Below are 26,805 nucleotides of genomic sequence, written 5' to 3' on the forward strand. Positions count from 1 at the left end.
CCACGGGTCCCTGCCAATCGGGGTCACCCTCCTAGGGCAGCCCGGTACGGCGATGTCTCCCTTGTCAGCGTTTGCGTTTCTTGGGTCGCGCGCCCGGCCGCGGGGTGCGGTTGGGCGCGCCACCGTTTTGTCCACTCGGCTTGTCCGCCTGAGGCTTCGCCGCCGGGGCTTCCCCGTCGGGCGCCTTGGAGTCCGCCTCCCCCTCGCCGGCCGTCGCCGAACCGTTGCCGGCTGGCTGCGCCGCCTTGGGATTCCGCTTCGGTTTGGCCCCCGGCGCCGGCGCGTTGGCCGCCCGGCGCTGCAGCGCTTCTTGCTTCTTGGCCTCGTCCTCTTTTTCGATCATGCCGAACACGTAGTGCTGCTGACCGAACGTCCAGATGTTGTTCGCGAACCAGTACAGGATGATCGCGAGAGGAAGGAACGGACCGCCGACGACCACGCCGAGCGGAAATACGTACAGCGCAAGCTTGTTCATCATCGCCGTCTGCGGGTTGGCCGCGGCTTCGGCGCTCTGCCGCGCAACCGACGCCCGGCTGTTGAAGTAGGTCGCGATGCCGGCCAGGATCATCACCGGCGCTCCCACCGCGATCACCGCCGGCCGGCTGAAGAAGGTGAACGCGTCCAACCCGGTCCGCTGCGTCATGAACGCGCCGATCGGTGCCCCGAATAAGTTCGCATCCAGGAAGTGGCCGACGTCGGTGGGAGTGAAGACGTAGTTTCCCGTGAGGCGGTTCTGCGCCACCGACAGGTGCGGTTGACCGAAGCCCCCGGTGGTTCGGTTGAACGATCGCAACACGTGATACAGGCCGATGAACACCGGGATCTGCGCGAGCATCGGCAGGCATCCGAGGATGGGGTTGAACCCGTGCTCGCGTTGCAGCTTCTGCATCTCGAGCGCCATCCGTTGGCGGTCTTTTCCGTATTTCTTCTGCAGCGCCTTGATTTGCGGTTGCAGTTCCTGCATCTGGCGGGTGGTGCGAATCTGGCGCACGAAGGGCTTGTAGAGCAGCGCGCGCAGGGTGAAAACCAGGAACATCACCGACAGCGCCCACGCAAAGAAGTTCGACGGTCCCAGCATCGCGGCGAACAGCTTGTACCAAGCCCACATGATCCACGACACCGGGTAGTAGACGAAGTCGAGGCTAAAGAAATCAAACAAGAGTTCCACTCTCCCCTCGCGCCGCCGGGCGGGCCCAAGCGTCGCTGGCATCTTCGAAGTTCACGTGACATCCGGGGCGTTCCGGTATCGGATCCCATCCACCCCGATGCCATGGTCCGCACTTGGCGAGCCTGAACACAGCCAACCAACTCCCCCGCATCAAGCCGTACTCGGTCAGCGCGTCGACCGCATACTGGCTGCACGTCGGCACGAAGCGACATGTCGCCGGCCGCAGGGGCGAAACCATGTGCCGGTACAGCTGGATCAGAAAAATCAAGCCCCGCGCGGCGACCGCGCCCAGCGTGTGGATGGCGGCCCGCTCCGGCCCGGTCACCCCGGCCGTCCTGCCGACGCGAGCGCACGCCGCAAACCCCGGCGCAGCTCCTGTCCCAACCGCTCCGACGATGCGGTTCGGCTGCCCGGCAGCGCCCGGATCACGAGCCGATCAGAAGACTGAAGGTCGGCCAAAACGGAACGCGCGACATGTCGCAGCCGCCGCGACACCCGATGGCGTTCCACGGCCGAGCCCACCGACTTGCCGACGATCAATCCGACCCGCGGGGCCACCGCCTCGTCGTGCTCGTTCACCCGCCGGAGATGCACCACGATGTCCGGCTGCGCCGCGCGGGTCCCATGCTTCACCGTCGCGTCAAACTCCGTTGATCGCCTCATGCGGTTGCGTGCGGAAAGCACCGCCGAAAAACCCGACGTTGCGATCAGGCAGATAGGGCCCGGCGCCCCTTACGGCGCCGGCTCGACACAATCGAGCGTCCAGCGCGGGTGCGCATGCGCAACCGGAAGCCATGCACGCGGGCTCGGCGCCGGTTATTCGGCTGGAAGGTCCGCTTGCCCTTGGCCACGACGTTCTCCTCGTTGTGTCTCGCATTTCCATCCGGCCGGCCAGACGTCTCGCTCAGGTTCGTCTGCGGGTCGGTCGGAGGTAATCTTGCTGCTGGCCGGCGCGGTCCCCAGGCGGACCTGGGTCGCAGCCGCATCGCCGACTTTCGGGCGACTGTTTGAGGGTACTGACCACGCTTCGCCTGGTCAAACCTGGCCTGGCCCAACGCACACCACGGTGACGAGTCGAACGGGGCCCAAGGAACCCTAAACAACCCGATTGGAATGCAGCAGAACGGTTGGCAGCCGCACGGAAAACTGTTAGCTTCTGCCAGTGTCGTTTTAGACTGCAACGACGCTCCACAACGAAGCGAGGATGGTGGGTCGACTAGCTGCCTAGACAGCCGTCAACGGTTTTCTTCCAGCACGGAGATCGCGAGCCGTCGCCGGTAGGTTCTGGCTCGCATACGCTCATCCTGTCCACACCTGTGTATAACTATGTGGACAGTTGCTTTGTCACCAAGCGTGGTTGTTGCTCGACCCGGGATGCTCGAGAACCAGGGGGATGCGTCGTTGACCGATGACCCCGGTTCAGGTTTCACAACCGTGTGGAACGCGGTTGTTTCCGAGCTCAATGGCGAATCCAGCCCCGACGGGGTAGCCGCCAACCGCACCACGCTCATCGCTCCCCTCACACCGCAGCAACGCGCCTGGCTCAACCTGGTGCAGCCGTTGACCATCGTCGAGGGATTCGCCTTGTTGTCGGTGCCCAGCAGTTTCGTCCAGAACGAGATCGAACGTCACCTCCGCGCCCCGATCACCGACGCCCTCAGCCGCCGCCTTGGACAGCAGATTCAGCTCGGGGTGCGCATCGCACCGCCCGACGACGAGGGCAACGATGTTGTCATCGCCCAAGGCGATCCGCTTCCTCAAGCCGAAGCGGCCTTCGCGGAAGACGACACGGTCGAAACCGACGACGCAGACGAGAACGGCGAAGGGGCCGACGCCGCACCCGAGAGTTGGCCGAACTACTTCACCGAGCGTCCGCATGCCGCCGATCCGGCGGTCGCCGGCGGTACGAGCCTGAACCGCCGTTACACCTTCGACACGTTCGTCATCGGAGCCTCCAATCGCTTCGCGCACGCCGCGGCTCTAGCAATCGCCGAAGCACCGGCCCGCGCTTACAACCCACTCTTCATCTGGGGTGAATCCGGTCTCGGCAAGACGCACCTGTTGCACGCCGCCGGTAACTACGCGCAGCGATTGTTCCCCGGGATGCGGGTCAAGTACGTCTCCACCGAGGAATTCACCAACGACTTCATCAACTCGCTGCGCGACGATCGCAAGGTCGCCTTCAAGCGCAGCTACCGCGACGTCGACGTGCTGCTGGTCGATGACATTCAGTTCATCGAGGGCAAGGAAGGTATTCAGGAAGAGTTCTTCCATACCTTCAACACGCTGCACAACGCGAACAAACAGATCGTCATCTCGTCGGACCGCCCGCCCAAACAGCTCGCCACCCTGGAAGACCGCCTGCGCACCCGGTTCGAGTGGGGCTTGATCACCGACGTCCAGCCCCCCGAACTCGAGACCCGCATCGCCATCTTGCGCAAGAAGGCACAGATGGAACGGCTTGCGGTGCCCGACGACGTCCTGGAGCTCATCGCCAGCAGCATCGAACGCAACATCCGCGAACTCGAGGGCGCCCTCATCCGCGTGACCGCGTTCGCCTCGCTGAACAAGACGCCGATCGACAAGGCCCTGGCCGAGATCGTGCTACGCGACCTCATCGCCGACGCCAGCACGATGCAGATCAGCGCGGCGACCATCATGGCCGCCACCGCCGAATACTTCGACACCACCGTGGAAGAACTACGCGGGCCCGGCAAGACGCGCGCATTGGCACAGTCCCGCCAGATCGCGATGTACCTCTGCCGCGAGTTGACCGACCTCTCGCTGCCCAAGATCGGCCAGGCATTCGGGCGTGACCACACCACGGTGATGTACGCGCAGCGCAAGATTTTGTCCGAGATGGCCGAACGGCGTGAGGTCTTCGATCACGTCAAAGAGCTCACCACTCGCATCCGCCAACGCTCAAAGCGCTGACGCCACGGTGCCCTGGCCCCATTTCCGCGCCACAAATTCCAAAAAACTTCTCGCACGTCTGTCACAGGCGCCACAGCCAAGGGTTGTGCGCAGGACTGTGCACAACACAATCAAACAGCCGTGTAGTAAGCGGCGCCGCGTGCACAGCCATGCTTCCTCCCCAACAGCTCAACACGCGACACACAGTTGTCCACGCAGTGATCCACAGCCCGATCCCTCCCCTAGCTGCATCGAACCGCCGCTGTCCCCAGATTGCACAGCCCTTATTACTAGTACTGAGATCTATTCGTCGTTTCTTCTTTGAAATACAGCGCTGGGGACGCACGGTCGGCCGGGCGTCGAGGATCCGCCGGTAACCGGGCTTGTCGGGCTTCGCGATTAGCTTTAAAGATGGCCCCGGACGATCTACGGTTGTTCTTCGACTGCCGTTGCGGTCGCCGGTGGCATGACATGTCGGTGGCGTTCGCGGCGGAACCCCGTGCTAGCGGGGAGAGGCTGGCCACTGACTTTGAAAACGCTTGGTAGGTGAAGGGACGCTATGGACGCGGCGACGACAAGAGCGGGCCTCAGCGACTTGAAGTTCCGTTTGGTGCGGGAGTCCTTCGCCGACGCGGTGTCGTGGGTGGCGAAGAATCTGCCGACGCGCCCGGCGGTGCCGGTGTTGTCGGGAGTGTTGTTATCCGGGTCCGATGAGGGATTGACGATCTCCGGATTCGACTACGAGGTTTCCGCCGAAGCGCAGGTTGCCGCGGAAATTGCTTCTCCGGGAAGTGTTTTGGTGTCGGGGCGGCTGTTGTCGGACATCACCCGGGCGTTGCCGAACAAGGCCGTCGACTTCTATGTCGACGGTAATCGCGTCGCGCTGAACTGCGGCAGCGCCAGATTCTCGCTGCCGACGATGGCGGTCGAGGATTACCCGACGCTGCCCAGCTTGCCGGAAGAGACCGGGACGCTGCCCGCCGAGCTTTTCGCCGAAGCGATCAGCCAGGTGGCCATTGCGGCCGGCCGCGATGACACGTTGCCGATGTTGACCGGGATCCGGGTTGAGATCTCAGGCAACACGGTCGTTTTGGCTGCCACCGACCGGTTCCGGTTGGCGGTGCGCGAGTTGACTTGGTCCGCGTCGTCTCCCGACATCGAAGCGGCGGTGCTGGTGCCTGCCAAAACGTTGGCGGAGGCCGCGAGGGCCGGCGCGGACGGTTCCGAGGTCCGGTTGTCGCTGGGCGCCGGTAGCGGAGTCGGCAAAGACGGGCTGCTCGGCATCAGCGGGAACGGCAAGCGGAGTACGACACGGCTCCTCGATGCGGAGTTCCCGAAGTTCCGCCAATTGTTGCCCGCCGAGCACACGGCGGTGGCCACCATCAACGTGGCCGAGCTGACCGAGGCGATCAAGCTCGTTGCGTTGGTGGCCGATCGGGGCGCCCAGGTGCGAATGGAATTCTCCGAAGGCTCGCTGCGGTTGTCCGCCGGCGCCGACGATGTCGGTCGGGCGGAGGAAGACCTTGCCGTCGACTTCGTCGGCGAGCCGTTGACGATCGCGTTCAACCCGACTTACCTGACCGACGGCCTGGCCGCGGTCCATTCGGAGCGGGTGTCGTTCGGTTTCACGACGCCGGGCAAGCCGGCGCTGCTGCGGCCGGCCTCGGCGGATGACAGTCCGCCCACCGGGAACGGACCCTTCGGGGCGCTGCCGACTGATTATGTCTATCTGTTGATGCCAGTTCGGTTGCCCGGATAGGTGTACGTCCGGCATTTGGGACTGCGCGATTTCCGGTCCTGGGCGCACGCCGACCTCGAACTGCAGCCGGGTCGGACGGTGTTCGTGGGTTCCAACGGTTTCGGTAAGACGAATCTCATTGAGGCGCTGTGGTTTTCGACCACCTTGGGATCGCATCGGGTAGGCACCGATACACCGCTGATCCGGGCCGGCGCCGACCGCGCGGTGGTTTCGACCATCGTGGTCAACGAGGGCAGGGAATGCGCGATCGACCTGGAGATCGCGGCCGGGCGGGCGAACAAGGCGCGGTTGAATCGGTCACCGGTGCGCAGCACGCGTGAGGTGATCGGCGTTTTGCGCGCGGTGCTTTTTGCTCCCGAGGACTTGGCGTTGGTGCGCGGGGACCCCGGGGAGCGGCGCCGCTACCTGGATGACCTGGCGACGGTTCGGCGGCCGGCGGTCGCCGGGTTGCGCGCGGATTACGAGAAGGTGCTGCGCCAGCGCACCGCGTTGTTGAAGTCCGCCGCCGGGATCCGGCACCGGGGTGACCGCGGCGTCCTGGACACCCTCGACGTGTGGGACAGCCGGTTGGCGCAGCACGGTGCCGAGTTGATGGCGGCGCGCATCGACCTGGTCAACCAGTTGGCGCCGGAGGTGGAGAAGGCCTATCAGCTGCTGGCCCCGGCGTCCCGGCCGGCGGCGATCGGGTATCGCACCAGCCTCGGTGCGCATGCCGGCGTGGGCAGCGGAGGTAATGACCGCGAGTTTCTCGAGGCCGCGTTGTTGGCAGCGTTGGCCGAACGCCGTGAGGCGGAGTTGGAACGCGGCATGTGTCTGGTCGGCCCGCATCGTGACGACCTCGAGCTGTGGCTGGGTGATCAACCCGCGAAAGGCTTTGCCAGCCACGGGGAATCGTGGTCTTTCGCGGTGGCTCTCCGGCTGGCGGCGTATGAATTATTGCGGGCCGACGGCAGTGAACCCGTGTTGTTGCTTGACGACGTGTTCGCCGAACTCGACGTGGCCCGCCGCCGAGCGTTGGCGACGGTGGCCGAATCGGCGGAGCAGGTGCTGGTGACGGCCGCGGTCCTGGAAGACATTCCCGCGGGGTGGGCCGCCACGCAGGTGCACATCGATTTGCGCGACGACGATCTCGGTCGGGTGTCGGCGGTGCGGTCATGAGCGACAGCGACGAACAAGATTCCGCCGCCGTGCAACCCGGTCGCCTGCACGGCATCGACCTGGTCAGGCGCACCCTCGAGGAAGCCCGCGCCGCGGCCCGCGCACAAGGCAAGGACGCCGGGCGGGGCCGATCGATTCCGCCGCCCACCCGACGAGTCGCGGGGCAGCGCCGGAGCTGGTCGGGCCCCGGACCCGATGTCCGCGATCCGCAACCGTTGGGCAAGTTGGCGCGCGACCTGGCGAAGAAACGCGGTTGGTCGACGCAGGTCGCCGAGGGCACGGTGCTCGGCAACTGGCCGTCGGTGGTAGGCCAGCAGATCGCCGACCATGCCACCCCGACTGCGCTGAGTGACGGGGTGCTCAGCGTGGCCGCCGAATCCACCGCCTGGGCCACGCAGCTGCGGATGATCCAGTCGCAGCTGCTGGCCAAGATCGCCGCAGCGGTCGGCAACGGGGTGGTCACGTCGCTGAAAATCACCGGCCCCGCCGCGCCGTCGTGGCGCAAGGGGCCCCGTCACATCGCGGGGAGGGGTCCGCGCGACACCTACGGCTAGCGCCTCGACCGGCGCCGACGATCCCCAGACGCCCCTTCACTAACAGGCCGCTCAAAGCCGCTAAGACGACGTGAAGTGCCTTGACGCACGTCGGGACGCGGCGGGAATAGAAAAATCGCCCGCACGGCGCGCTTAGCTGGGTAGAAACGCGCCCAGAGAATCGGTACGGACGCCTCATCACGGTAGACTGGCGGCATGCGGCTGATGCGGTGACTGGAACCGCCCGCATGAATTCCCAAGGAGAGCATTCCGACCGTGGCTGCCCAGAAGAAGAAGGCGCAAGACGAATACGGCGCTTCAGCGATCACCGTGCTCGAGGGGCTGGAGGCCGTCCGCAAACGCCCCGGGATGTACATCGGGTCCACCGGTGAGCGTGGGCTGCACCATCTCATCTGGGAGGTGGTCGACAACTCGGTCGACGAGGCGATGGCCGGGTACGCCACCAAGGTCGATGTGCGGCTTCTCGACGACGGCAGCGTGGAGGTGATCGACGACGGGCGCGGCATTCCGGTGGCGATGCACGCCACCGGCGCCCCCACCGTCGACGTCGTGATGACCCAGCTGCACGCCGGCGGCAAGTTCGGTGGCGAGAACAGTGGCTACACCGTCAGCGGCGGGCTCCACGGCGTCGGTGTCTCGGTGGTCAACGCGCTGTCCACCCGCCTGGAAGTCAACATCAAACGCGATGGCCACGAGTGGTTCCAGTACTACGACCGCGCCGTGCCCGGCACCCTCAAGCAGGGCGAGGCCACCAAGAAGACCGGCACCACGATCCGGTTCTGGGCCGATCCCGAGATCTTCGAGACCACGCAATACGACTTCGAAACCGTGGCGCGGCGCCTGCAGGAGATGGCGTTCCTGAACAAAGGTCTCACGATCAATCTCGTCGACGAACGAGTAGAGCAGGACGAGGTCGTCGACGAGGTGGTCAGCGACACGGCCGAGGCGCCCAAGTCCGCCGAGGAGAAGGCGGCGGAATCGACTGCGCCGCACAAGGTCAAGCACCGCACGTTCCACTACCCCGGCGGCCTGGTCGACTTCGTCAAGCACATCAACCGCACCAAGAGCCCGATCCAGCAGAGCGTGATCGACTTCGACGGAAAGGGCCCCGGCCACGAAGTCGAAATCGCCATGCAGTGGAACGGCGGCTACTCGGAGTCGGTGCACACCTTCGCCAACACCATCAACACCCACGAGGGCGGAACTCACGAGGAGGGCTTCCGGAGCGCCTTGACGTCGGTGGTGAACAAGTACGCCAAGGACAAGAAGCTGCTGAAGGACAAGGACCCCAACCTCACCGGTGACGATATCCGCGAAGGCTTGGCGGCGGTCATCTCGGTCAAGGTCGCCGAGCCGCAGTTCGAGGGCCAGACCAAGACGAAACTGGGCAACACCGAGGTCAAGTCGTTCGTGCAGAGGGTGTGCAACGAACAGCTGACGCACTGGTTCGAGGCCAACCCGTCGGAGGCCAAAACCGTTGTGAACAAGGCGGTGTCGTCGGCACAGGCCCGGATCGCGGCACGCAAGGCGCGAGAGCTGGTGCGCCGCAAGAGCGCGACCGACCTCGGCGGACTGCCCGGCAAGCTCGCAGACTGCCGCTCCACCGACCCGCGCAAGTCGGAACTCTATGTGGTGGAGGGTGATTCGGCCGGCGGCTCGGCCAAGAGCGGCCGCGACTCGATGTTCCAGGCGATCCTGCCGTTGCGCGGCAAGATCATCAACGTCGAGAAGGCGCGCATCGACCGGGTGCTGAAGAACACCGAAGTCCAGGCGATCATCACCGCGCTGGGTACCGGGATTCACGACGAGTTCGACCTCGCCAAGCTGCGCTATCACAAGATCGTGCTGATGGCCGACGCCGACGTGGACGGCCAGCACATCTCGACCCTGCTGTTGACGCTGTTGTTCCGGTTCATGCGGCCGCTCATCGAGAACGGGCACGTGTTCTTGGCCCAACCGCCGTTGTACAAGTTGAAGTGGCAGCGCTCCGACCCCGAGTTCGCCTATTCCGACCGCGAGCGCGACGGCCTGCTCGAAGCGGGGCTGAAGGCCGGCAAGAAGATCAACAAAGAGGACGGCATCCAGCGGTACAAGGGTCTGGGCGAAATGGACGCGAAGGAGTTGTGGGAAACCACGATGGACCCGTCGGTGCGGGTGCTGCGCCAGGTCACCCTCGACGACGCCGCGGCGGCCGACGAGCTGTTCTCCATTCTGATGGGCGAAGACGTCGACGCCCGCCGCAGCTTCATCACCCGCAACGCCAAAGACGTTCGTTTCCTGGATGTCTGACCCAGTCAGGCACGCCAACCCACAAAGGGGAATAGATGACTGACACCACGCTGCCACCGGGCGACGAGGCGGGCGACCGCATCGAGCCGGTCGACATTCAGCAGGAGATGCAGCGCAGCTACATCGATTACGCGATGAGCGTGATCGTGGGGCGCGCCCTGCCGGAGGTGCGCGACGGCCTCAAGCCGGTACACCGCCGCGTGCTGTACGCGATGTACGACTCGGGCTTCCGCCCGGACCGCAGCCACGCCAAGTCGGCGCGGTCGGTCGCCGAGACGATGGGTAACTACCATCCGCACGGTGACGCGTCGATCTACGACACCCTGGTGCGCATGGCGCAGCCCTGGTCGCTGCGCTACCCACTGGTCGACGGCCAGGGCAACTTCGGCTCGCCCGGCAACGACCCGCCGGCCGCGATGCGATACACCGAGGCGCGGCTGACTCCGCTCGCGATGGAGATGCTGCGTGAAATCGACGAGGAGACAGTCGATTTCATCCCGAACTATGACGGCCGGGTGCAGGAGCCGACGGTTCTGCCGAGCCGGTTCCCCAACCTGCTGGCCAACGGCTCCGGCGGCATCGCGGTCGGCATGGCGACCAACATTCCCCCGCACAATCTGCGGGAGCTTGCCGAGGCCGTGTTCTGGTGCCTGGAGAACCACGAGGCCGACGAGGAAGCCACCCTGGCCGCGTGCATGGAACGCGTCAAGGGCCCCGACTTCCCCACCGCCGGCCTGATCGTCGGAACGACGGGCATCGCCGACGCCTACAAGACCGGCCGCGGGTCGATCCGGATGCGCGGCGTGGTGGAGGTCGAAGAGACCAGGGGCCGAACGTCTTTGGTGATCACCGAATTGCCGTACCAGGTCAACCACGACAACTTCATCACCTCCATCGCCGAGCAGGTCCGCGACGGCCGGCTCGCCGGCATCTCCAACGTCGAGGACCAGGGCAGCGACCGCGTCGGTGTGCGCATCGTCGTGGAGATCAAGCGCGACGCGGTGGCCAAGGTGGTGCTGAACAACCTCTACAAGCACACCCAGCTGCAGACCAGCTTCGGTGCCAACATGCTGTCCATCGTCGACGGGGTCCCGCGCACGCTGCGGCTCGACCAGATGATCCGTCATTACGTCGCGCACCAACTCGACGTCATCGTCCGCCGCACCACCTACCGGCTGCGCAAGGCAAACGAACGGGCCCACATCCTGCGCGGTCTGGTCAAGGCGCTCGACGCGCTCGACGAGGTGATCGCGCTGATCCGGGCGTCGGAAACGGTCGACATCGCCCGGGCCGGGCTGATCGAACTGCTCGACATCGACGAGATCCAGGCCCAGGCGATCCTGGACATGCAGCTTCGCCGGCTGGCGGCCCTGGAGCGCCAGCGCATCATCGACGACCTGGCCAAGATCGAGGCCGAGATCGCCGATCTGGAAGACATTTTGGCCAAGCCGGAGCGCCAGCGTGGCATCGTGCGCGACGAACTCGCCGAGATCGTCGAGAAGCACGGCGACGACCGCCGCACCCGGATCGTCGCGGCCGACGGCGAGGTCAGTGACGAGGACCTGATCGCCCGCGAGGACGTCGTCGTCACCATCACCGAGACCGGTTACGCGAAACGCACCAAGACCGACCTGTACCGCAGCCAGAAACGTGGCGGCAAGGGCGTGCAAGGCGCCGGCCTCAAGCAAGACGACATCGTGAAGCACTTCTTCGTCAGCTCGACGCACGACTGGATCCTCTTCTTCACCACACAGGGCCGGGTCTATCGCGCCAAGGCCTACGAACTGCCCGAGGCGTCCAGGACCGCCCGCGGCCAGCACGTCGCCAACCTGCTGGCCTTCCAGCCCGAGGAGCGCATCGCACAGGTCATCCAGATCCGCGGCTACGAGGACGCCCCCTACTTGGTGCTGGCCACCCGCAACGGCCTGGTGAAGAAGACCAAGCTCACCGACTTCGACTCAAACCGGTCCGGTGGAATCGTGGCGATCAACCTGCGCGACAACGACGAATTGGTCGGCGCGGTGCTGTGCTCGGCGGAGGACGACCTGCTGCTGGTGTCGGCCAACGGCCAATCCATCCGGTTCTCGGCGACCGACGAGGCGCTGCGCCCGATGGGACGCGCCACCTCCGGCGTGCAGGGCATGCGGTTCAACACCGACGATTACCTGCTGTCGCTCAACGTGGTTCGCGAGGGCACCTACCTGTTGGTGGCGACATCCGGCGGCTACGCCAAGCGCACCGCAATCGAGGAGTATCCGGTGCAGGGCCGCGGCGGCAAGGGCGTGCTGACGGTGATGTTCGACCGGCGGCGCGGCAAGCTGGTGGGCGCGCTGATCGTCGATGACGACAGCGAGCTGTACGCCATCACCTCCGGAGGCGGGGTCATCCGCACCGCGGCGAGGCAGGTCCGCAAGGCGGGCCGGCAGACCAAGGGCGTTCGCCTGATGAACCTGGGTGACGACAACACATTGCTGGCCATCGCGCGCAACGCCGAGGAAAACGCGGACGAAGTCGTCGAGGAAGCGGAAGGCACCGCTGACTCGGACGGCTAGTCGGTGACAATCCCGGGGGTCCGGGGAACAGCCGGGCAATTAGACTCGGCCCGACCAGACAAAATGTGACTGCCATCGCCCCGGGGGTCGTGGCAGGAGATCAAAGGAGTCGGGGTGAGCTCACCGAACGAGCCGGGCGCCCCCAAAAAGGGTGATGGCCTCAATGGGGATGGTTCGGCCGAGCGCGCCGGCGTACACCGCGCGACGCCGCCCGCACAGCCCGGTCGCGCCCCGGATGCCCCGGATTCACCGCAGTGGCAGCGTGGCGGGCCCAGGCCCTCGCAGGCGCCGCAGCGGCAGACCGAGCCGCCGACCGAGGCCCGGCCTTCGGGGCCGCCCACCGGCGTGGAGGCGCGGCTGAACCGCTTCATCTCCGGCACCGCGGCCCCAGGCGCCGGCGCGCCCCCGCAGGCGAAGAACCAACCGCACGAGACCGACGCCCCGCCGGCGCGCGGGGACGGGCCGCCGGCGGAGGCCTATGCCAGCGAGTTGCCGGACTTGTCCGGCCCGACGCCGCGTGGGCCGCAGCGCAAGACGCCGCCCGACCGCACGCCGGAGGCTGCGAGCCCGCTGGGGTCCGGCCGTTCGTCGGGCTCCGAAAGCCGGGAGGGCCGCGAAGGCCGCGAAAGCCACACCCAGGTGTCCCGGCGGCCGCGCGGCCCTGTGCGGGCCAGCATGCAGATCCGCCGGATCGATCCGTGGAGCACGCTCAAGGTCTCCCTGCTGCTCTCGGTTGCCCTGTTCTTCGTCTGGATGATCGCCGTCGCGTTCCTGTACCTCGTGCTCGGCGGCATGGGCGTCTGGTCGAAGCTGAACAGCAACGTCGGCGACCTGCTGAACAACACCAGCGGCAGCAGCGGCGAGCTGGTCTCGAGCGGCACCATCTTCGGCGGCGCCGTGTTGATCGGTTTGGTCAACATCGTGTTGCTGACCGCGATGGCCACCATCGCCGCCTTCGTCTACAACCTGACCACCGATCTCATCGGCGGCATCGAAGTGACGTTGGCCGACCGCGACTAGCGTTTTTGGGGGTGGGGCGGCGATTGCGGTAATCTCGTCGCTCGGCCGTACCCCGAGTACGGGCCTATAGCTCAGGCGGTTAGAGCGCTTCGCTGATAACGAAGAGGTCGGAGGTTCGAGTCCTCCTAGGCCCACAACCATGTGCCCGTCAAGACGTTGCGTAAGACTTGCCCTGCCCATCACACTGATCGCTGTGGTGGCGGCGGTGGTGGTGCGGTCCCGACGCGGAGTCGAGGTCTGGCACGTGGCGGTGGACGACACGACCGGTCAGCCACCCAGTCACGTTGAGGGGCCTTAGCTCAGTTGGTAGAGCACCGCCTTTGCAAGGCGGGTGTCAGGGGTTCGATTCCCCTAGGCTCCACAGATCGCGGACGCCCGGTCGTCGGGCATGGCGAAAGAGCATCGTAGGAGTCGGCATAACGGCCCGGCCGAAACCGATTTCAGGTAACTCACGCCACGCCGGGAATCGTCGCGCGTTTAACGTCCCGGTCGATAGTGATCCCGCTAACATGTGAAAACACCGATCGCGTGACCGGTGTATCGCAGCCGCTGTGGGGCGGCTGACCTGCGAGAAAGCCCAAGCCCGACCACACACCCCAAAGATCGACGTCGCAGTAGGCAACCCGGCGACGGCGAGGGTGCCAGCCAGCGATGAGGCGGCCCACGACGCATCTGCACCTTTGCCGCGAGGAGGAAATTGCTTTGTTCGGGCCAATATCGAGCGGGGTGCGGACTGAGGATGGGCAATGTCTTCGGGTCCGTTAGTCACTCCCGTTGCCGTCATCGGCATGGCTTGCCGGCTGCCCGGAGGCATCGACTCACCAGAACGGTTATGGGAGGCGTTGCTCCGCGGTGACGACCTGGTCACCGAAATTCCGCCGGATCGTTGGGACGCCGACGAGTTCTACGACCCGCAGCCCGGCGTGCCTGGCCGGTCGCTGTCGAAATGGGGCGCATTCCTGGACGACGTCGCCGGTTTCGATCCCGAGTTTTTCGGCATCACCGAAAACGAAGCGACCGCGATGGATCCGCAGCACCGTTTGCTGCTGGAGACCTCCTGGGAGGCGATGGAGCACGCCGGTCTGACTCGCAACGCGCTGGCCGGATCGCGGACCGGCGTCTTCATGGGACTGATGCATGACGACTACCAGTTCGTGCACGCCGAGGCCAACGCCCTGGAGGGGCCGTACGGCTACATGGGCAACAGCTTCGCCATGGGCTCCGGCCGGATCGCCTACACGATGGGGCTGCGCGGCCCGGCGATGACCGTGGATACGGCTTGCTCATCCGGCCTGGCGGCGGTGCATCTGGCTTGCCGCAGCCTGCATGACGATGAGAGCGATATCGCCCTGGCGGGTGGAGCCTCGGTGTCATTCGAACCACGCAAATCCTGTTCGGGTTCAGCCATCGGAATGCTCTCTGCGACAGGGCGCTGCCATGCGTTCGACGTCGCCGCCGACGGGTTTGTTGCCGGGGAGGGCTGCGCCGTGCTTCTCCTCAAGCGGTTGCCGGATGCGCTTCGCGACGGCGACCGGATCTTGGCCGTGCTCCGGGGCACGGCCGCTAACCAGGATGGCCGCACGGTGAATATTGTGACGCCATCGCACGCCGCACAGGTCGAGGCCTACCGGGCCGCGTTGGCCCTGGCGGATGTGGACGCCCGTACCGTCGGCATGGTCGAGGCGCACGGCCCCGGCACGCCGGTGGGTGACCCGATCGAATACGCCAGCCTGGCAGAGGTATACGGCCTCGACGGGCCGTGCGCGCTCGCATCGGTGAAGACCAACTTCGGGCACACCCAGTCGGCCGCCGGAGCGCTGGGGCTGATGAAGGCGGTCCTCGCGGTGCAGCACGGTGTGATTCCGCGCAATCTGCACTTCACCCGGCTGCCCGATGAAATGGCCCAAATCGAAACCAACCTCTTTGTGCCACAAGACAATACGTCGTGGCCCAGCAACGGCCACCACGGACCCCGCCGCGCGGCGGTGTCGTCGTACGGATTCTCGGGGACCAACGTGCACGCGATCGTGGAGCAAGCTCCCGGCGGGAACGTACCCGAATACGCGCCGGCCTCGGCCGGCATCGCGGGCCCGCTGCTTTTCCCGCTGTCAGCCACCTCGGCCGCCGGACTGCGGCGAACCGCGGGGCGGCTCGCCGACTGGATCGACGCACACCCCCAGGGGTTGACGGCATCCGATCTGGCGTACACCCTTGCTCGCCGACGTGCGCCCCGGCCGGTGCGCACGTCGGTTATCGCGGACAATCTCGAAGAGCTGACTCGGGGCTTGGCCGAGGTCGCCGAAGGAGACTTCCCATACCAGCCAACGGTCGGGCAGGACGACCGAGGACCGGTATGGCTGTTCTCCGGGCAGGGTTCGCAGTGGGCCGCGATGGGCGCCGACCTGCTCGCGACCGAACCGGTGTTTGCCGCGACAGTGGCCGAGGTGGAGCCGCTGATCGCCCGGGAGTCGGGATTCTCGGTGGCTGAAGCGATTTCGGCGCCCTCCGCCGTGAGCGGGATCGACCGGATCCAGCCCGCCCTGTTCACCATGCAGGTCGCGCTGGCGGCCACGATGAGCGCCTACGGGGTGCGGCCGGGCGCCGTGATCGGTCACTCGATGGGCGAGGCCGCGGCCGCGGTTGTGGCGGGAGCGCTATCGCTGGAGGACGGCGTACGCGTCATCTGCCGCCGCTCGCGGCTGATGTCGACGATCGCAGGTTCCGGGGCGATGGCGTCGGTGGAACTGGCGGCCGAGCAAGTGCTGCTGGAGCTGATGGCTCGCGGCGTCGACGACGTCGTGCTGGCAGTGGTGGCCTCGCCGCAGTCCACGGTGATCGGCGGCGCGACCGAGGCGGTGCGCGATCTGGTCGCAGCGTGGGAGCAACGAGACGTGTTGGCCCGCGAGATCGCCGTCGATGTCGCCTCGCACTCCCCACAGGTCGACCCGATCCTCGACGAGCTGTCCGACGTGCTGGCGGAGCTCAGACCCATGACACCCGAGGTGCCCTTCTACTCCGCGACCGCGTTCGACCCGCGCGAGGAACCCGTGTGCGACGCCTGGTATTGGTCGGACAATCTCCGCCACATGGTGCGCTTCGCCGCAGCCGTGCAGGCGGCGTTGGAGGACGGCTACCGGGTATTCGCGGAGTTGGCTCCGCATCCCCTACTGACCCACGCGGTCGAGCAGACTGCCGCCGGACTCGGCATGCCGCTGGCCGCACTCGCCGCCATGCGCCGGGATCAGGAGCTGCCGCACGGACTGCGCGGATTCCTCGCGGATCTGCACAGTGCCGGCGCCGCAATCGATTTCTCGGTGACCTGCCCGGGGGGACGGCTGGTGGACGCGCCACTACCGACGTGGAACCACCGCCCGCTGCTGTTGACCCGCAACGGTCAGGTGTCGCGGGCACGCGGTGTTTGCACCGTCCCGGTGCACCCATTGATGGGGCCGCATGTTCGATTGCACGAGCCGGAGCGCCATGTTTGGCAGGGTGAGGTCGGCACCGCGGCGCAACCCTGGCTGGGCGACCACCGGATCCACAATGTCCCGGTCCTGCCGGGAGCGGCCTATTGCGAGATGGCATGGGCCGCTGCCCATAACGTCCTCGGCGAGCAATCCGAGGTCCGGGATATCACTTTCGAGGCGACGCTGCTCCTGGACGACGAGACGCCGATATCCGCGGCCGCGTCGGTGACCTCGCCGGGCGTCGTCGATTTCGTTGTGGAGACCTTCCAGGCCGGCTCCCGGACCCGACGGGCGACGGCAGTGCTGCATGTTGCAGCGGATGAGGACGCGCCGGCTTACGACATGCCCGCCCTGCTCGCGGCCCACTCGCGCCGGCTGGAGGGGGCCGAGTTGCGGAAGCAGTTCGACGAGCACGGTTTGCAGTACGGTGCGGCTTTCGCCGGACTGGCCGCGGTGCACCGCGCGGACGAGGGGGTGGGCACGCTGCTGGCCGAGGTCGGGCTGCCCGGCCCGATCCGCTCGCAACAGAGCGCCTACGGCGCGCATCCCGCCTTGCTGGATGCGTGCTTCCAGTCGGTGGCGGCACATTCCGCCGCCCGGGCCGCGGGTAGCTCCGGCCTGCTGCTGCCCCTGCGCGTACGCCGGATCCGTGCCTACGCTCCCGCCCGCACCGCGCGCTACTGCTATACGAGGGTGACATGTGGTAGCGGGCCCGGGTTGGAGGCCGACCTCGATGTGCTCGATGAGCACGGGACCGTCCTCGTCGCGGTGCGCGGGCTGCAAGTCGGCACCGGCGCCTCCGAGGAGGCCAACCGTGATCGCGTGCTGAACGAACGGCTGCTGACCATCGAGTGGGAACAGCGGACGCTGCCCGCTGTGGACCAGGTAGGACCGGGAGCCTGCTTGTTGATCAGCACTTCTGCGACGGCAGCGGTCATGGCCACGAGCCTGACCGATGCGTTGAAAGCCGAAGGCGCCGGCTGCATAACCATGACGTGGCCGCAGCATTCGGACCACCGGGCCAACGCCGAATCGCTCGCCTCCCATCTGGCTGGCCACGGGGTCGCCGGCGTAGTCATACTCACCGGTCCCCGGAACGGCAACCCGGACGAGGAGTGTGCCCTGCGCGGCGGGGACTACGTGCGTCACCTGGTGCGAATCACCCGGGAGATCACCGAATTCGACTCGGAACCGCCGCGCCTGTACGTGGTGACCCGCGCCGCCCAGGCGGTGCTGCCCGGGGTTACGACGAACCTGGAGCAGGCCGGGCTCCGCGGCCTGGTGCGAGCGATCAGCACTGAATATCCGCATCTGCGAGCCGCCCACATCGACATGGATGAGAACACCGACGCCCAGCAGCTGGCACGCCAGCTGCTGGGGCCCTCGCAGGAGGACGAGACCGCCTGGCGCAACGGCCAGTGGTACGTGGCGCGCCTGACGCCCGCCCCGTTACGCCCTGAGGAGCGGCGGACCGCCGTCGTGGACCACACGCGGGCCGGAATGCGCGTACAGATCCGCACGCCTGGCGACCTGGAAACAATGGAACTGGCTGCGTTCCAACGCGTTCCGCCCGTGCCCGGAGAGATCGAGATCGCGGTGACCGCATCCAGCATCAACTTCGCCGATCTCCTCTTCGCCTCGGGACAGGACTCCGGTAGCGACGGGGATGCACCACAGCTCGGCAAGGATTTTGCCGGCATTGTGAGCGCGGTCGGCCCGGACGTGACAACTCACCGGGTGGGCGACCATGTCGGCGGGTTCTCCGAAAACGGCTGCTGGGCAACATTTGTCACCTGTGACGCCCGCCTCGCGGTGACGTTGCCACCCGGCCTCGCGGATGACCAGGCGGCCGCCGTGAGCACACCGCACGCCATCGCCTGGTACGGGCTACACGATCAGGCGAGGATCGCCGCCGGCGACCGTGTCCTGATCCACTGCGCCACCGGTAGTGTCGGGCAGGCTGCGATCGCGATCGCCCGTGCCGCAGGAGCGGAGATCTTTGCCACCGCCGGCAGCGAGGAGCGGCGAAGGCTATTGCGCGACGGGGGCATCCAGCACGTCTACGACTCGCACGGCACCGCATTCGCTCAGCAGGTACGCCGCGACACCGACGGCGAGGGCGTGGACATCGTGCTCAACTCACTCACCGGCCCCGCGCAGCGGGCAGGGCTGGACGCGCTGGCGGCCGGCGGGCGATTCGTGGAGATCGGTAAGCACGATGGCCATGCGAACACGCAGCCGGTCCCCTTCCCGTTACACCGCAACATGACGCTTCATCACATCGATCTGACAAGGCTGTCCGAGAGTCACCCGAACCGGATCAACGAACTGTTGGCCACGGTGTACCGCCACGTGGCAGACGGTGAATCGCCGTTACCTGAGATCATTCACTACCCGATGGCCGCTGCGGCCACGGCTCTGCGCGTGAAGAGCGACGCGGAGCGCACGGGCAAGTTCGTGCTCGACGCGCCCCAGTCCGGGCACACCAGAGTCGTGGTACCGCCCGAGCACGTCCCGGCGTTCCGTCCTGACGGCTCTTACATCATCACCGGCGGTTTGGGCGGCATCGGCGTTTTCCTCGCCGAGAAGATGGCCGCCGCGGGTTGCGGCCGCATCGTGCTCAGTTCGCGCGGCCAGCCCAATTCCAAGACGCTGGAAACGATCGAGTTCATGCGGGCGATGGGCACCGACATCGACGTGGAGTGCGGCGACATCACCGAAGCCGGCACGGCGGCGCGCCTGGTCGCCGCCGCGACCGCGACCGGGCTTCCGTTGCGCGGGGTCCTGCACGCGGCAGCGGTGTTCGAAAACGCAATGCTGGCCAACATGACCGACGATCTGATCGACCGCAATTGGGCGCCAAAGGTCCACGGAGCGTGGAACTTACACCAAGCCACGGTCGCTCTTGACCTGGACTGGTTCTGCTTGTTCTCCTCGGCGGTAGGTCTGGTGGGCTCGCCCGGGCAGGCGGCCTACGCGGCGGCCAACGGCTGGTTGGACGCATTCGCGCGGTGGCGGCGCACCCAGGGGCTGCCCGCCACCGCGATCGGTTGGGCGTTGTGGGGCGAGGTGGGTCAGGCCACCGAGCGCCGAGCCGAGGCCGGTGACGATGTGGGTCCCGGACAGGGCGGCGAAGGCACCGCCCTGGCGCACTGGCGTGACACCGCTTTCACCGCCGACGAGGGGGCCCACGCGTTCCAGGCCCTGCTGTGCCACGACCGCCCGTATTCCGGATACGCAAGGATGACGGGAACGCCGTGGTTTGCCGCCTACGCGCAGCGCAGCAAGTTCGCCGAACTATTCCGGTCCAAGGACCAGACATCCGCGGGCAAGGGCGAATTGCTCAGCGAGTTGTGCGCGCTGCCACCAGAGGAGCGGCCTATCCGCCTTCGCCGGATGATCTCCGACGCGGTCAGCCTGATCCTGCGGCGAACCATCGATCCGGATCACCCCCTCTCCGAATATGGCCTCGACTCGATGGGCAACCTCGAGTTGCGCACCCGCATCGAGGCCGAGACAGGGATACGCGTCACCACCAACGACATCACCACGATTCGGGGCCTGGCCGGGCTGCTATCCGAGACGCTGGAATCTCAATGGCCGGCAGACGACGGCCCCGACACACTGCACGTCGACATGTCCGCTCGCCCAAGGAATTGAAGGGACAAGAGTGTTCGTAGGTGCAGGCCCAGCGCGCGGGCTGTTCGTGGGAACGGTGCGTGACTGGGTACCAGAGCCGGGCAGGGTCGTGTCTTGGCGAGCGTCGCCGGCCTCGGTTGAGAAAGTCTTGCAGGCCCCGATCAGCGACGTTCCGCTCAGTGCCATGCAAGAAGCCCACCTGCGCGGCTTTTCACGGTATGCGGCCCGGGGCCTCAACTACGCCCGGCTAGTGATCGGCTCTGGCGACGAACCCGGGCGGTGCGATATCCGAGCCATGAGTTACGTCATCAACGCACACCTTCGCCGGCACAAGACGTATCACAGTTGGTTCGTGTACCAAGATGCGGAAACCATTGTCCGGCATACCATCGACGATCCCGCCGACATCGAATTCATGCCCGTCCGGCACGAGGAGATGACGACAAGCGAGTGGCACCAGTTCGTGCTGTCCACCCCTGATCCGGTGCAATGGGATTGCTTCAGGTTCGGCATCATTCAGCGTGCGGACCACTTCACGTTTTTCTCGATCGTCGATCACATCCACTGTGACCCGACGATCCTCTCGGGCTTGTATACCGAGATCCTGATGAACTACCGCGTCCTGGTTAAGGGCGGGGCGCTCGTTCAGTCACCACCCCCGGCCAGTCACGACGATTTCTGCATTCGGGAAAAGCAGCGACTGTCGGCCTTGAGCCCGGCCTCCCCTGAGGTTCGCAAGTGGATCGAGTTCGCCGAAGACAACGGCGGGACCCTGCCGGACTTCCCCCTCCCTCTCGGTGACTTGTCGGTACCCACTGGTGGTGACCTCGCGGTGGAGCGGCTGATGGATCAGGACCAGACAGCCGAATTCGAATCCCTTTGCACGCAAGCAGGGGCCCGGTTCAGCGGCGGTTTGTTCGCCTGCGTGGCGCTAGCCGAATATGCGATCACCGGTGCGCCAACATATTACGGACTTACTCCGACCGACAAGCGCAGGTCGTTGGCGGAGTTCTCCACGATGGGGTGGTTCACCGGCGTGGTTCCGTTGACTGTCCCCGTCAATCCGACCTCTTTTGAAGAGACCGCCCGTGCGGCGCAGGGTTCCTTCGATTCGAATCTCGATCTGGCGGATGTGTCATTCAACGACGTATTGAAGTTGGCGCCGTGGCTCAGACCGTGGGGTCCCAACTGCACCATGGTCAACTACATGGATACGGGGCTGCCGCCGTTCTCCGCGACCGTCGCCTCGCACATGAAGGATGCGAACATCCGGATCTACTGCGACCCAAGGGATCCGGCGCACGTGTATATCTCGGTGATTCGCCTCTTCGACGAGGTGTCGATATGGGTGAATTTTCCCAACAATCCCATGGCAAGGGACTCGGTGACCCGATACCTGAATGCGTTGAAATCCGTCTTCAGCCGAGTCGTGAACGGCCGTCCCGGAGGTGCACCTATGGCTGAAGTCACGGACCTCGCCTACGCGGACGACGACTGACGGGCCGGGCCGCGCCGATGAAGGTTGTCTTGGCCGCCCACGGCACCCGAGGCGACGTCGAGCCCTGCGCCGCCATGGGTCTGGAGCTGCTGCGACGAGGGCACGAAGTGCGCATGGCCGTTCCGCCCAACCTGGTGGACTTCGTGGAATCGGCCGGGCTTGGTGCGGTGGGGTACGGGCCGGATTCGGATAAGCAGGTTAACGCGCTCGCGGATTTTCATCACCATGTCTTCACGCTGCAGAATCCGGTCAACCTGGTCCGCGACGTCAGGGAACTGTTCATCGAGGGCTGGGCGCAGATGAGCACGACGCTGACTTCACTCGCGGACGGGGCCGACCTGCTGGTCACCGGCCAGACGTACCATGGGGTCGTCGCCAATGTCGCCGAGTACTACGACGTTCCGTGTGCGGCACTCCACCACATGCCGATCTGCGTCAATGGCCGGCTCGCCCTTCCGTCGATACCCTCGCCGGCTCCCCTGGTCCGCTCCACGTTGAGGGCGGCTTGGTGGCTGTATTGGCGAATCACCAAGGACGTCGACGACGCGCAACGTCGTGAATTGGGCCTACCCCGGACAGCGGCCCCCGCGGTGCAACGGATGGCGGAGCGCGGATCGCTCGAAATCCAGGCCTACGACGCGGTTTGCTTCCCGGGGCTCACGGCGGAGTGGAAAGGCCGGCGACCCTTCGTGGGCGCGCTGACCATGGACCTGCCGACGGATGCCGACGGTGAGGTGGCTTCGTGGATCGCCGCGGGAACGCCGCCCATCTACTTCGGTTTCGGCAGCACACCGGTTCAAGCCCCCGCCGACACGATCACCATGATTGCCACGGTGTGCGCTGAGCTCGGCGAACGGGCCTTGATCTATTCCGGCGCGAGCGGCTCCCGCTGCAGCTTGGATCCCGAACAGGTAAGGCTAGTGGGCCCGCTGAACTATACGGCCGTCCTTCCGATCTGCCGCGCGATCGTCCACCACGGTGGCGGAGGCACCACGGCCGCGGGCCTGCGGGCGGGGATTCCTACGTTGATCCTCTGGGACGTGGCCGAACAGCCGCTATGGGCGGCCCAGGTCATACGAATGCGAGTCGGCCGCGCCCGGCGCCTATCGACCACCACCGGGGGATCGCTGGCCGCGCACCTCCGCAAGCTGCTTGCGCCGCAATACGCGAACCGAGCCCGTGAAATCGCCAGGCACATGACCAAGCCTGCCGAAAGCGTCGCAGCCGCAGCCGATCTCCTTGAAGACGCCGCCCTCGGGGTGGGCGTCAGATGATGTGGGGCACGTTGTTGGCGATCGCACTTTGGGTGTCGCTCGACCCGACGCGGCTTGTCATCGGCGGAGTCTTGATGTCACGACCCCGGCCCCGGCACAACCTACTTGCATACTGGGTGGGCGGCCTGGCAGCGGGCATTGCTCCAGGCTTTGCCGCCTTTGCACTGCTCGGCAATTCCCTACCGGCGGTTATGGAAGGTATGAGGTCCACGGTCGCGCGCTTCACGGGCGGCTATTTCCAAATCGCCATCGGCGTGCTCGCCCTATTGATCGCGGCAGGAGCATCGGCGTACGCGGGCGGCCCGCCGGCGCCGGCCGTCAAACCGCTCACACTAAGCGCACCGGCACGTTTCAGGGCCCGCGTCCGTCATGCGTTGCAAGGTGGGAATCCGTGGGTGGCGTTTGCAGTCGGCCTGCTATCGACGGTGCCACCTGTCGACTATCTCGTCGTGCTCATCATGATCGTCTCCTCGAGGGCCGCGATCGGCACCCAACTTGGGGCAGTCGTGATATTCACCCTCGTGGTGCTTGTTCTCGTCGAGGTCCCGCTCGTCAGCTATTTGGTGATGCCGGCGAAAACTCAGGCGGCCATGGTGCAGCTGGAGAAATGGGCTGTCGCTCATCGGCGGCGGATTCTCGTCGTCGTCCCCGCTGTCGTGGGGCTAATGCTGGTAGTTGCGGGTGTAAGCAGCATCTGAGCTGACGGCGTCGTTCATGTTGAACCGGCAGTCCTGGCCGAAAAGCGTTCGCGCGCTTCAGGGCGTCTCCAACTGGCCGTCGGGCGGGCATAGCCGCTGAACAGGGAGGGCGCTGTCCGGCCGAGTCTGTCGACGTTCGATTGGATCAGTTGGAAAGGATAGGCGGTGTGTTGCTCGATGACGTCGCGCAGGTGCGACATGGACGCATGCCACGGCATGTCATAGCGCGCCAGGTTCGCCTTGAGGAACGGGAATCGGAAGTCCTCGATGAGGCTGTCCCACAAGTAAAGGGTGCCGTTGTTTCGCGCGGACCGTCTGCGGGCCCACGGATATGCCGAGGGGCAGGGGTAGGCGGCTTCGATGGCGCCGGCGGACACGAACGGTTTGACGCTCAGCCCTGCTCTGCGAGCACGCGCGGAGATGCCGATCTCGTACCGAAATATGACCATGCCTTTGTGGACGACATACTGAAAATCATCCCAAAATTGGTTGAGGAACGGGCGGGTGCGCGAGTTGAGATCCCAAGCCAGGAAAAATGATTGGAGATGGGTGACCATTTGGGTGTTTTCGATGGCACCGTACATGTCCGCGTCGTGGAATGAGCCCCACATCTCTTGAAGGGGAAAGAGCGGACCGAACACGCTGTCGTTGGCGACGACGAAACGGTCGAACTGATCGAGCGACCAGCCGTGCTGCGTGAGGATGGACCATGCGAGGTGCCACGAGCCGAAGTCGAAAGACAGCGTGCGGCGGGTGTAAATCCCGGCACACAGGGAGCGGATGGAAGCGACCGATTCCGGCGTGAGGGTGGGCGAGCCGGAGACGAAGACGATGGTCGCCCCGAGGTCGTGCAGCGCCGTGAGGTAATGGGCGACGTACGGATCGACGATCCCCTGGGGGTCGAAGTGAGCGAAGAAAACGAGGGTGCGGCGATCGGCCGGAGGCTGCGGAGGAAGCTGCAGGTGGGTTTCGCAAATGAAGTGAGAAGTGTTGCGGTGTAGGCGGTGCCGGACGGCGGCGACGGTGCGCTCCGATTCGGTGCGCACCAGGTTCGGAAACTTCACAACAACCCCGCGGTGCTAGGCGTCCAGACGAGCGAACTCATTTTGCCGGTAGCGTTCGACGCACGCCGCCCTCCGGACCTTGCCGCTGGTGGTGATGGGAATCGAACCGGGCGCTACCACAACGAGATCGGCGACGCTCAGGCCGTGCACGTTGGATATCGCAGAGGTGACTTTGCGTTTCACGGCGTCGAAGGCGTCAACCGCCGCCTCGTTGGAGTCGGTCCGACCCTTGAACTCGATTATTGCGACGAGCTTTTCCGTGCCATCGTCCGGAACCGAGATCGCCGCGCACCGCCCCGGCGCGATGCTCTGGATCGTCGCCTCGAGGTCGTCGGGAGAATGGTTACGCCCGTAGACGATCAGCAGATCCTTGATCCGGCCGATGATGAAAAGTTCTCCGTCGGAGAGGAATCCCATATCTCCGGTTCGTAGCCACGGCCCTTCGGGGGTGCCGGCCGACGGAGCGACGAGCGTTGCGCCGAATGTCTTCTCGGACTCGTGGGGTTTTTGCCAATAGCCCGCTCCGACATTGCCGCCGTGCACCCAAATCTCGCCGGTCGTCCCCCCCGGGCACTCGTAGCGGGTCTCGGGATCGACGATGCGGACCATTGGTGACCGGGGCGCGCCGTAACTGACCAGGGGCGTGCCGGTTCCGCTGGGGCAGCGCTTCGCGTGGCCGACGGTCAGCGTTTCGGATTCAAAATCAACAACTCGGGGTGATTGACCCGCTTCGCGGGTCGCGACATAGAGCGTCGCTTCTGCCATCCCGTATGAGGGCCGCAACACTCGGTCGCGGAGGTTGAAGGAGGCGAACCGCTCGCTGAAGCGCTGCAGTGTCGCCGGCTGTACCCGCTCACTGCCGTTGAGGATGCTGAGCACACTGCCGAGATCAAGCCCGGCCAGGTCGTCGTCGGATGTCTTCCGAGCCGCCAGATCGAAAGCGAAGTTGGGCCCAGCCGACAAGGCGTGAATGTTGTTCGCCAGCAATTGCATCCACCGGGCCGGCCGCTGCAGGAACGAGACCGGACTGGTGAGCACGGTGTGGAATCCCGTCAGAATGGGAAAGATGATTCCGAGATGCAAACCCATGTCGTGGTAGAACGGCAGCCAGGACACCACCGTGGTATCCGGTGGGGCAACACCCCCGTGGTCTCCGAAGAAGCCGGCATTGATCTGCTCGAAATTGGCCATGATGTTTGCGTACGAAACCATAACGCCCGCGGGGGTGCGGGTCGAGCCGGACGTGTACTGCAAATAGGCGGTGTCCGCCGAAATGTCGAACCGCGCCGCGGGCCGTTTCTTCGAGTCGAGTTCCAGCGAGTCGATCTCGATAATCGATGGAGCGGATTCACTGGACATCGAGCCGGCATGCTGGGCGAGATCGGCCGCGACGCTGGACGTCGTGAGAACGACGGAGGGCGATGCGTCTCGCAGCACCGCACCAACGCGTTCGTCGCTGGCGCCACCGAGGGGAACCGCGATGAGCCCAGCCTGTAGTGCGCCAAGAAACGCGCTGATGTAGTCGAGTCCCTGCGGCGCCAAAATCACGGCGCGGTCACCTCTTGACCCGTGAAGCCTGAGCTCCTGCGCGACGTTGAGCGCGCGGCGATACAACTGCGCCCACGTCACGCTCTCGGCAATGCCGGCCTGGTCTTGTTCGTAATTCATAAAGGTGAACGCCGTCCGGTTGGGCTGCAGACTGGCGCGTTCACCCAGCAGTGTCGGGATGGGACACTTAAGCATGGGCGTCAG

Annotated in this window: 17 protein-coding genes and 2 tRNA genes; 13 read left to right on the top strand and 6 right to left on the bottom strand. The window is 65.7% G+C overall.

Annotated elements, in window-relative coordinates; genetic code table 11:
• Window positions 1-64: 64 nt before the first annotated feature.
• The 4 genes from yidC to rpmH are packed head-to-tail and all read right to left on the bottom strand — an operon-like array spanning window position 65 to window position 2,019.
• Entirely contained in the window at window positions 65-1,168 is a 1,104-nt protein-coding gene (yidC, locus tag A5678_RS02470) for a membrane protein insertase YidC (RefSeq protein ID WP_156746730.1), read from the bottom strand.
• Window positions 1,152-1,493, bottom strand: a complete 342-nt coding sequence (gene yidD / locus A5678_RS26285) for a membrane protein insertion efficiency factor YidD (RefSeq protein WP_082945353.1) — start codon at window positions 1,491-1,493, stop codon at window positions 1,152-1,154. Before yidD ends, yidC begins: the two co-directional genes overlap by 17 nt.
• On the bottom strand, window positions 1,490-1,852 hold the full coding sequence (gene rnpA, locus A5678_RS02475; RefSeq protein ID WP_082945354.1) for a ribonuclease P protein component: 363 nt from the start codon (window positions 1,850-1,852) through the stop codon (window positions 1,490-1,492). Before rnpA ends, yidD begins: the two co-directional genes overlap by 4 nt.
• A 23-nt stretch (window positions 1,853-1,875) precedes the next feature.
• Window positions 1,876-2,019 (bottom strand): 50S ribosomal protein L34, encoded by a 144-nt coding sequence (gene rpmH, locus A5678_RS26290; RefSeq protein ID WP_073880743.1) that lies wholly within the window; start codon window positions 2,017-2,019, stop codon window positions 1,876-1,878.
• Window positions 2,020-2,569: 550 nt separating this feature from the next.
• On the opposite strand from rpmH, the gene dnaA reads away from it, so the two are divergent.
• From dnaA to A5678_RS02540, 13 genes are all read left to right on the top strand, one after another.
• Window positions 2,570-4,102, top strand: coding sequence for a chromosomal replication initiator protein DnaA (gene dnaA, locus A5678_RS02480; protein ID WP_068038223.1), 1,533 nt, complete (start codon window positions 2,570-2,572; stop codon window positions 4,100-4,102).
• Window positions 4,103-4,640: 538 nt separating this feature from the next.
• Window positions 4,641-5,840: a DNA polymerase III subunit beta gene (gene dnaN / locus A5678_RS02485; RefSeq protein ID WP_068037907.1), complete on the top strand. Its 1,200-nt coding sequence runs from the start codon at window positions 4,641-4,643 to the stop codon at window positions 5,838-5,840.
• Complete coding sequence (gene recF, locus A5678_RS02490; protein ID WP_068037911.1) at window positions 5,841-6,998, top strand: DNA replication/repair protein RecF; 1,158 nt, start codon at window positions 5,841-5,843, stop codon at window positions 6,996-6,998.
• Entirely contained in the window at window positions 6,995-7,552 is a 558-nt protein-coding gene (locus A5678_RS02495; RefSeq protein ID WP_068037914.1) for a DUF721 family protein, read from the top strand. Before recF ends, A5678_RS02495 begins: the two co-directional genes overlap by 4 nt.
• 255 nt (window positions 7,553-7,807) lie before the next feature.
• Window positions 7,808-9,841 (top strand): DNA topoisomerase (ATP-hydrolyzing) subunit B, encoded by a 2,034-nt coding sequence (gene gyrB, locus A5678_RS02500; RefSeq protein ID WP_068037916.1) that lies wholly within the window; start codon window positions 7,808-7,810, stop codon window positions 9,839-9,841.
• A 35-nt stretch (window positions 9,842-9,876) separates the two neighbouring features.
• Window positions 9,877-12,393, top strand: a complete 2,517-nt coding sequence (gyrA, locus tag A5678_RS02505; RefSeq protein WP_068037919.1) for a DNA gyrase subunit A — start codon at window positions 9,877-9,879, stop codon at window positions 12,391-12,393.
• 114 nt (window positions 12,394-12,507) lie between these two features.
• Window positions 12,508-13,413 (top strand): DUF3566 domain-containing protein, encoded by a 906-nt coding sequence (locus tag A5678_RS02510; protein ID WP_068037921.1) that lies wholly within the window; start codon window positions 12,508-12,510, stop codon window positions 13,411-13,413.
• Window positions 13,414-13,473: 60 nt separating this feature from the next.
• A tRNA-Ile gene (locus A5678_RS02515) sits at window positions 13,474-13,547 on the top strand.
• A gap of 154 nt (window positions 13,548-13,701) precedes the next feature.
• Window positions 13,702-13,774: transfer RNA gene (locus A5678_RS02520), tRNA-Ala, on the top strand.
• Between the two features lie 385 nt (window positions 13,775-14,159).
• Window positions 14,160-20,540 carry a type I polyketide synthase gene (gene pks2 / locus A5678_RS02525; protein WP_082945355.1) on the top strand — a complete coding sequence of 2,127 codons (6,381 nt, stop codon included), beginning with the start codon at window positions 14,160-14,162 and terminating at the stop codon, window positions 20,538-20,540.
• A 163-nt stretch (window positions 20,541-20,703) separates the two neighbouring features.
• A complete protein-coding gene (locus tag A5678_RS02530) occupies window positions 20,704-22,017 on the top strand; it encodes a condensation domain-containing protein (RefSeq protein WP_304528359.1) in 1,314 nt (437 codons plus the stop codon).
• Between the two features lie 17 nt (window positions 22,018-22,034).
• On the top strand, window positions 22,035-23,291 hold the full coding sequence (locus A5678_RS02535) for a glycosyltransferase (RefSeq protein ID WP_068037932.1): 1,257 nt from the start codon (window positions 22,035-22,037) through the stop codon (window positions 23,289-23,291).
• A complete protein-coding gene (locus tag A5678_RS02540) occupies window positions 23,288-23,989 on the top strand; it encodes a GAP family protein (RefSeq protein WP_082945356.1) in 702 nt (233 codons plus the stop codon). The genes A5678_RS02535 and A5678_RS02540 overlap by 4 nt, the downstream gene beginning before the upstream one ends.
• Window positions 23,990-24,003: 14 nt before the next feature.
• Here the strand turns inward: A5678_RS02540 and A5678_RS02545 are convergent, their stop codons facing one another.
• Together A5678_RS02545 and A5678_RS02550 are read right to left on the bottom strand one after the other, a co-directional pair.
• On the bottom strand, window positions 24,004-25,053 hold the full coding sequence (locus tag A5678_RS02545) for a rhamnan synthesis F family protein (RefSeq protein ID WP_068037936.1): 1,050 nt from the start codon (window positions 25,051-25,053) through the stop codon (window positions 24,004-24,006).
• 15 nt (window positions 25,054-25,068) lie between these two features.
• Entirely contained in the window at window positions 25,069-26,796 is a 1,728-nt protein-coding gene (locus tag A5678_RS02550) for an AMP-binding protein (protein ID WP_068037939.1), read from the bottom strand.
• Window positions 26,797-26,805: the final 9 nt, after the last annotated feature.

This window comes from Mycobacterium sp. E2733, assembly GCF_001667585.1.
Classification (GTDB): Bacteria; Actinomycetota; Actinomycetes; order Mycobacteriales; family Mycobacteriaceae; genus Mycobacterium.

Bases quoted from the DNA above. Each gene is read 5' to 3' on its own strand.
- A5678_RS02540 (WP_082945356.1), top strand. From the start codon at position 23,288: ATGATGTGGGGCACGTTGTTGGCGATCGCACTTTGGGTGTCGCTCGAC.
- A5678_RS02535 (WP_068037932.1), top strand. From the start codon at position 22,035: ATGAAGGTTGTCTTGGCCGCCCACGGCACCCGAGGCGACGTCGAGCCC.
- A5678_RS02495 (WP_068037914.1), top strand. From the start codon at position 6,995: ATGAGCGACAGCGACGAACAAGATTCCGCCGCCGTGCAACCCGGTCGC.
- dnaN (WP_068037907.1), top strand. From the start codon at position 4,641: ATGGACGCGGCGACGACAAGAGCGGGCCTCAGCGACTTGAAGTTCCGT.
- A5678_RS02550 (WP_068037939.1), bottom strand. From the start codon at position 26,796: ATGCTTAAGTGTCCCATCCCGACACTGCTGGGTGAACGCGCCAGTCTG.
- gyrA (WP_068037919.1), top strand. From the start codon at position 9,877: ATGACTGACACCACGCTGCCACCGGGCGACGAGGCGGGCGACCGCATC.
- A5678_RS02530 (WP_304528359.1), top strand. From the start codon at position 20,704: ATGCAAGAAGCCCACCTGCGCGGCTTTTCACGGTATGCGGCCCGGGGC.
- pks2 (WP_082945355.1), top strand. From the start codon at position 14,160: ATGTCTTCGGGTCCGTTAGTCACTCCCGTTGCCGTCATCGGCATGGCT.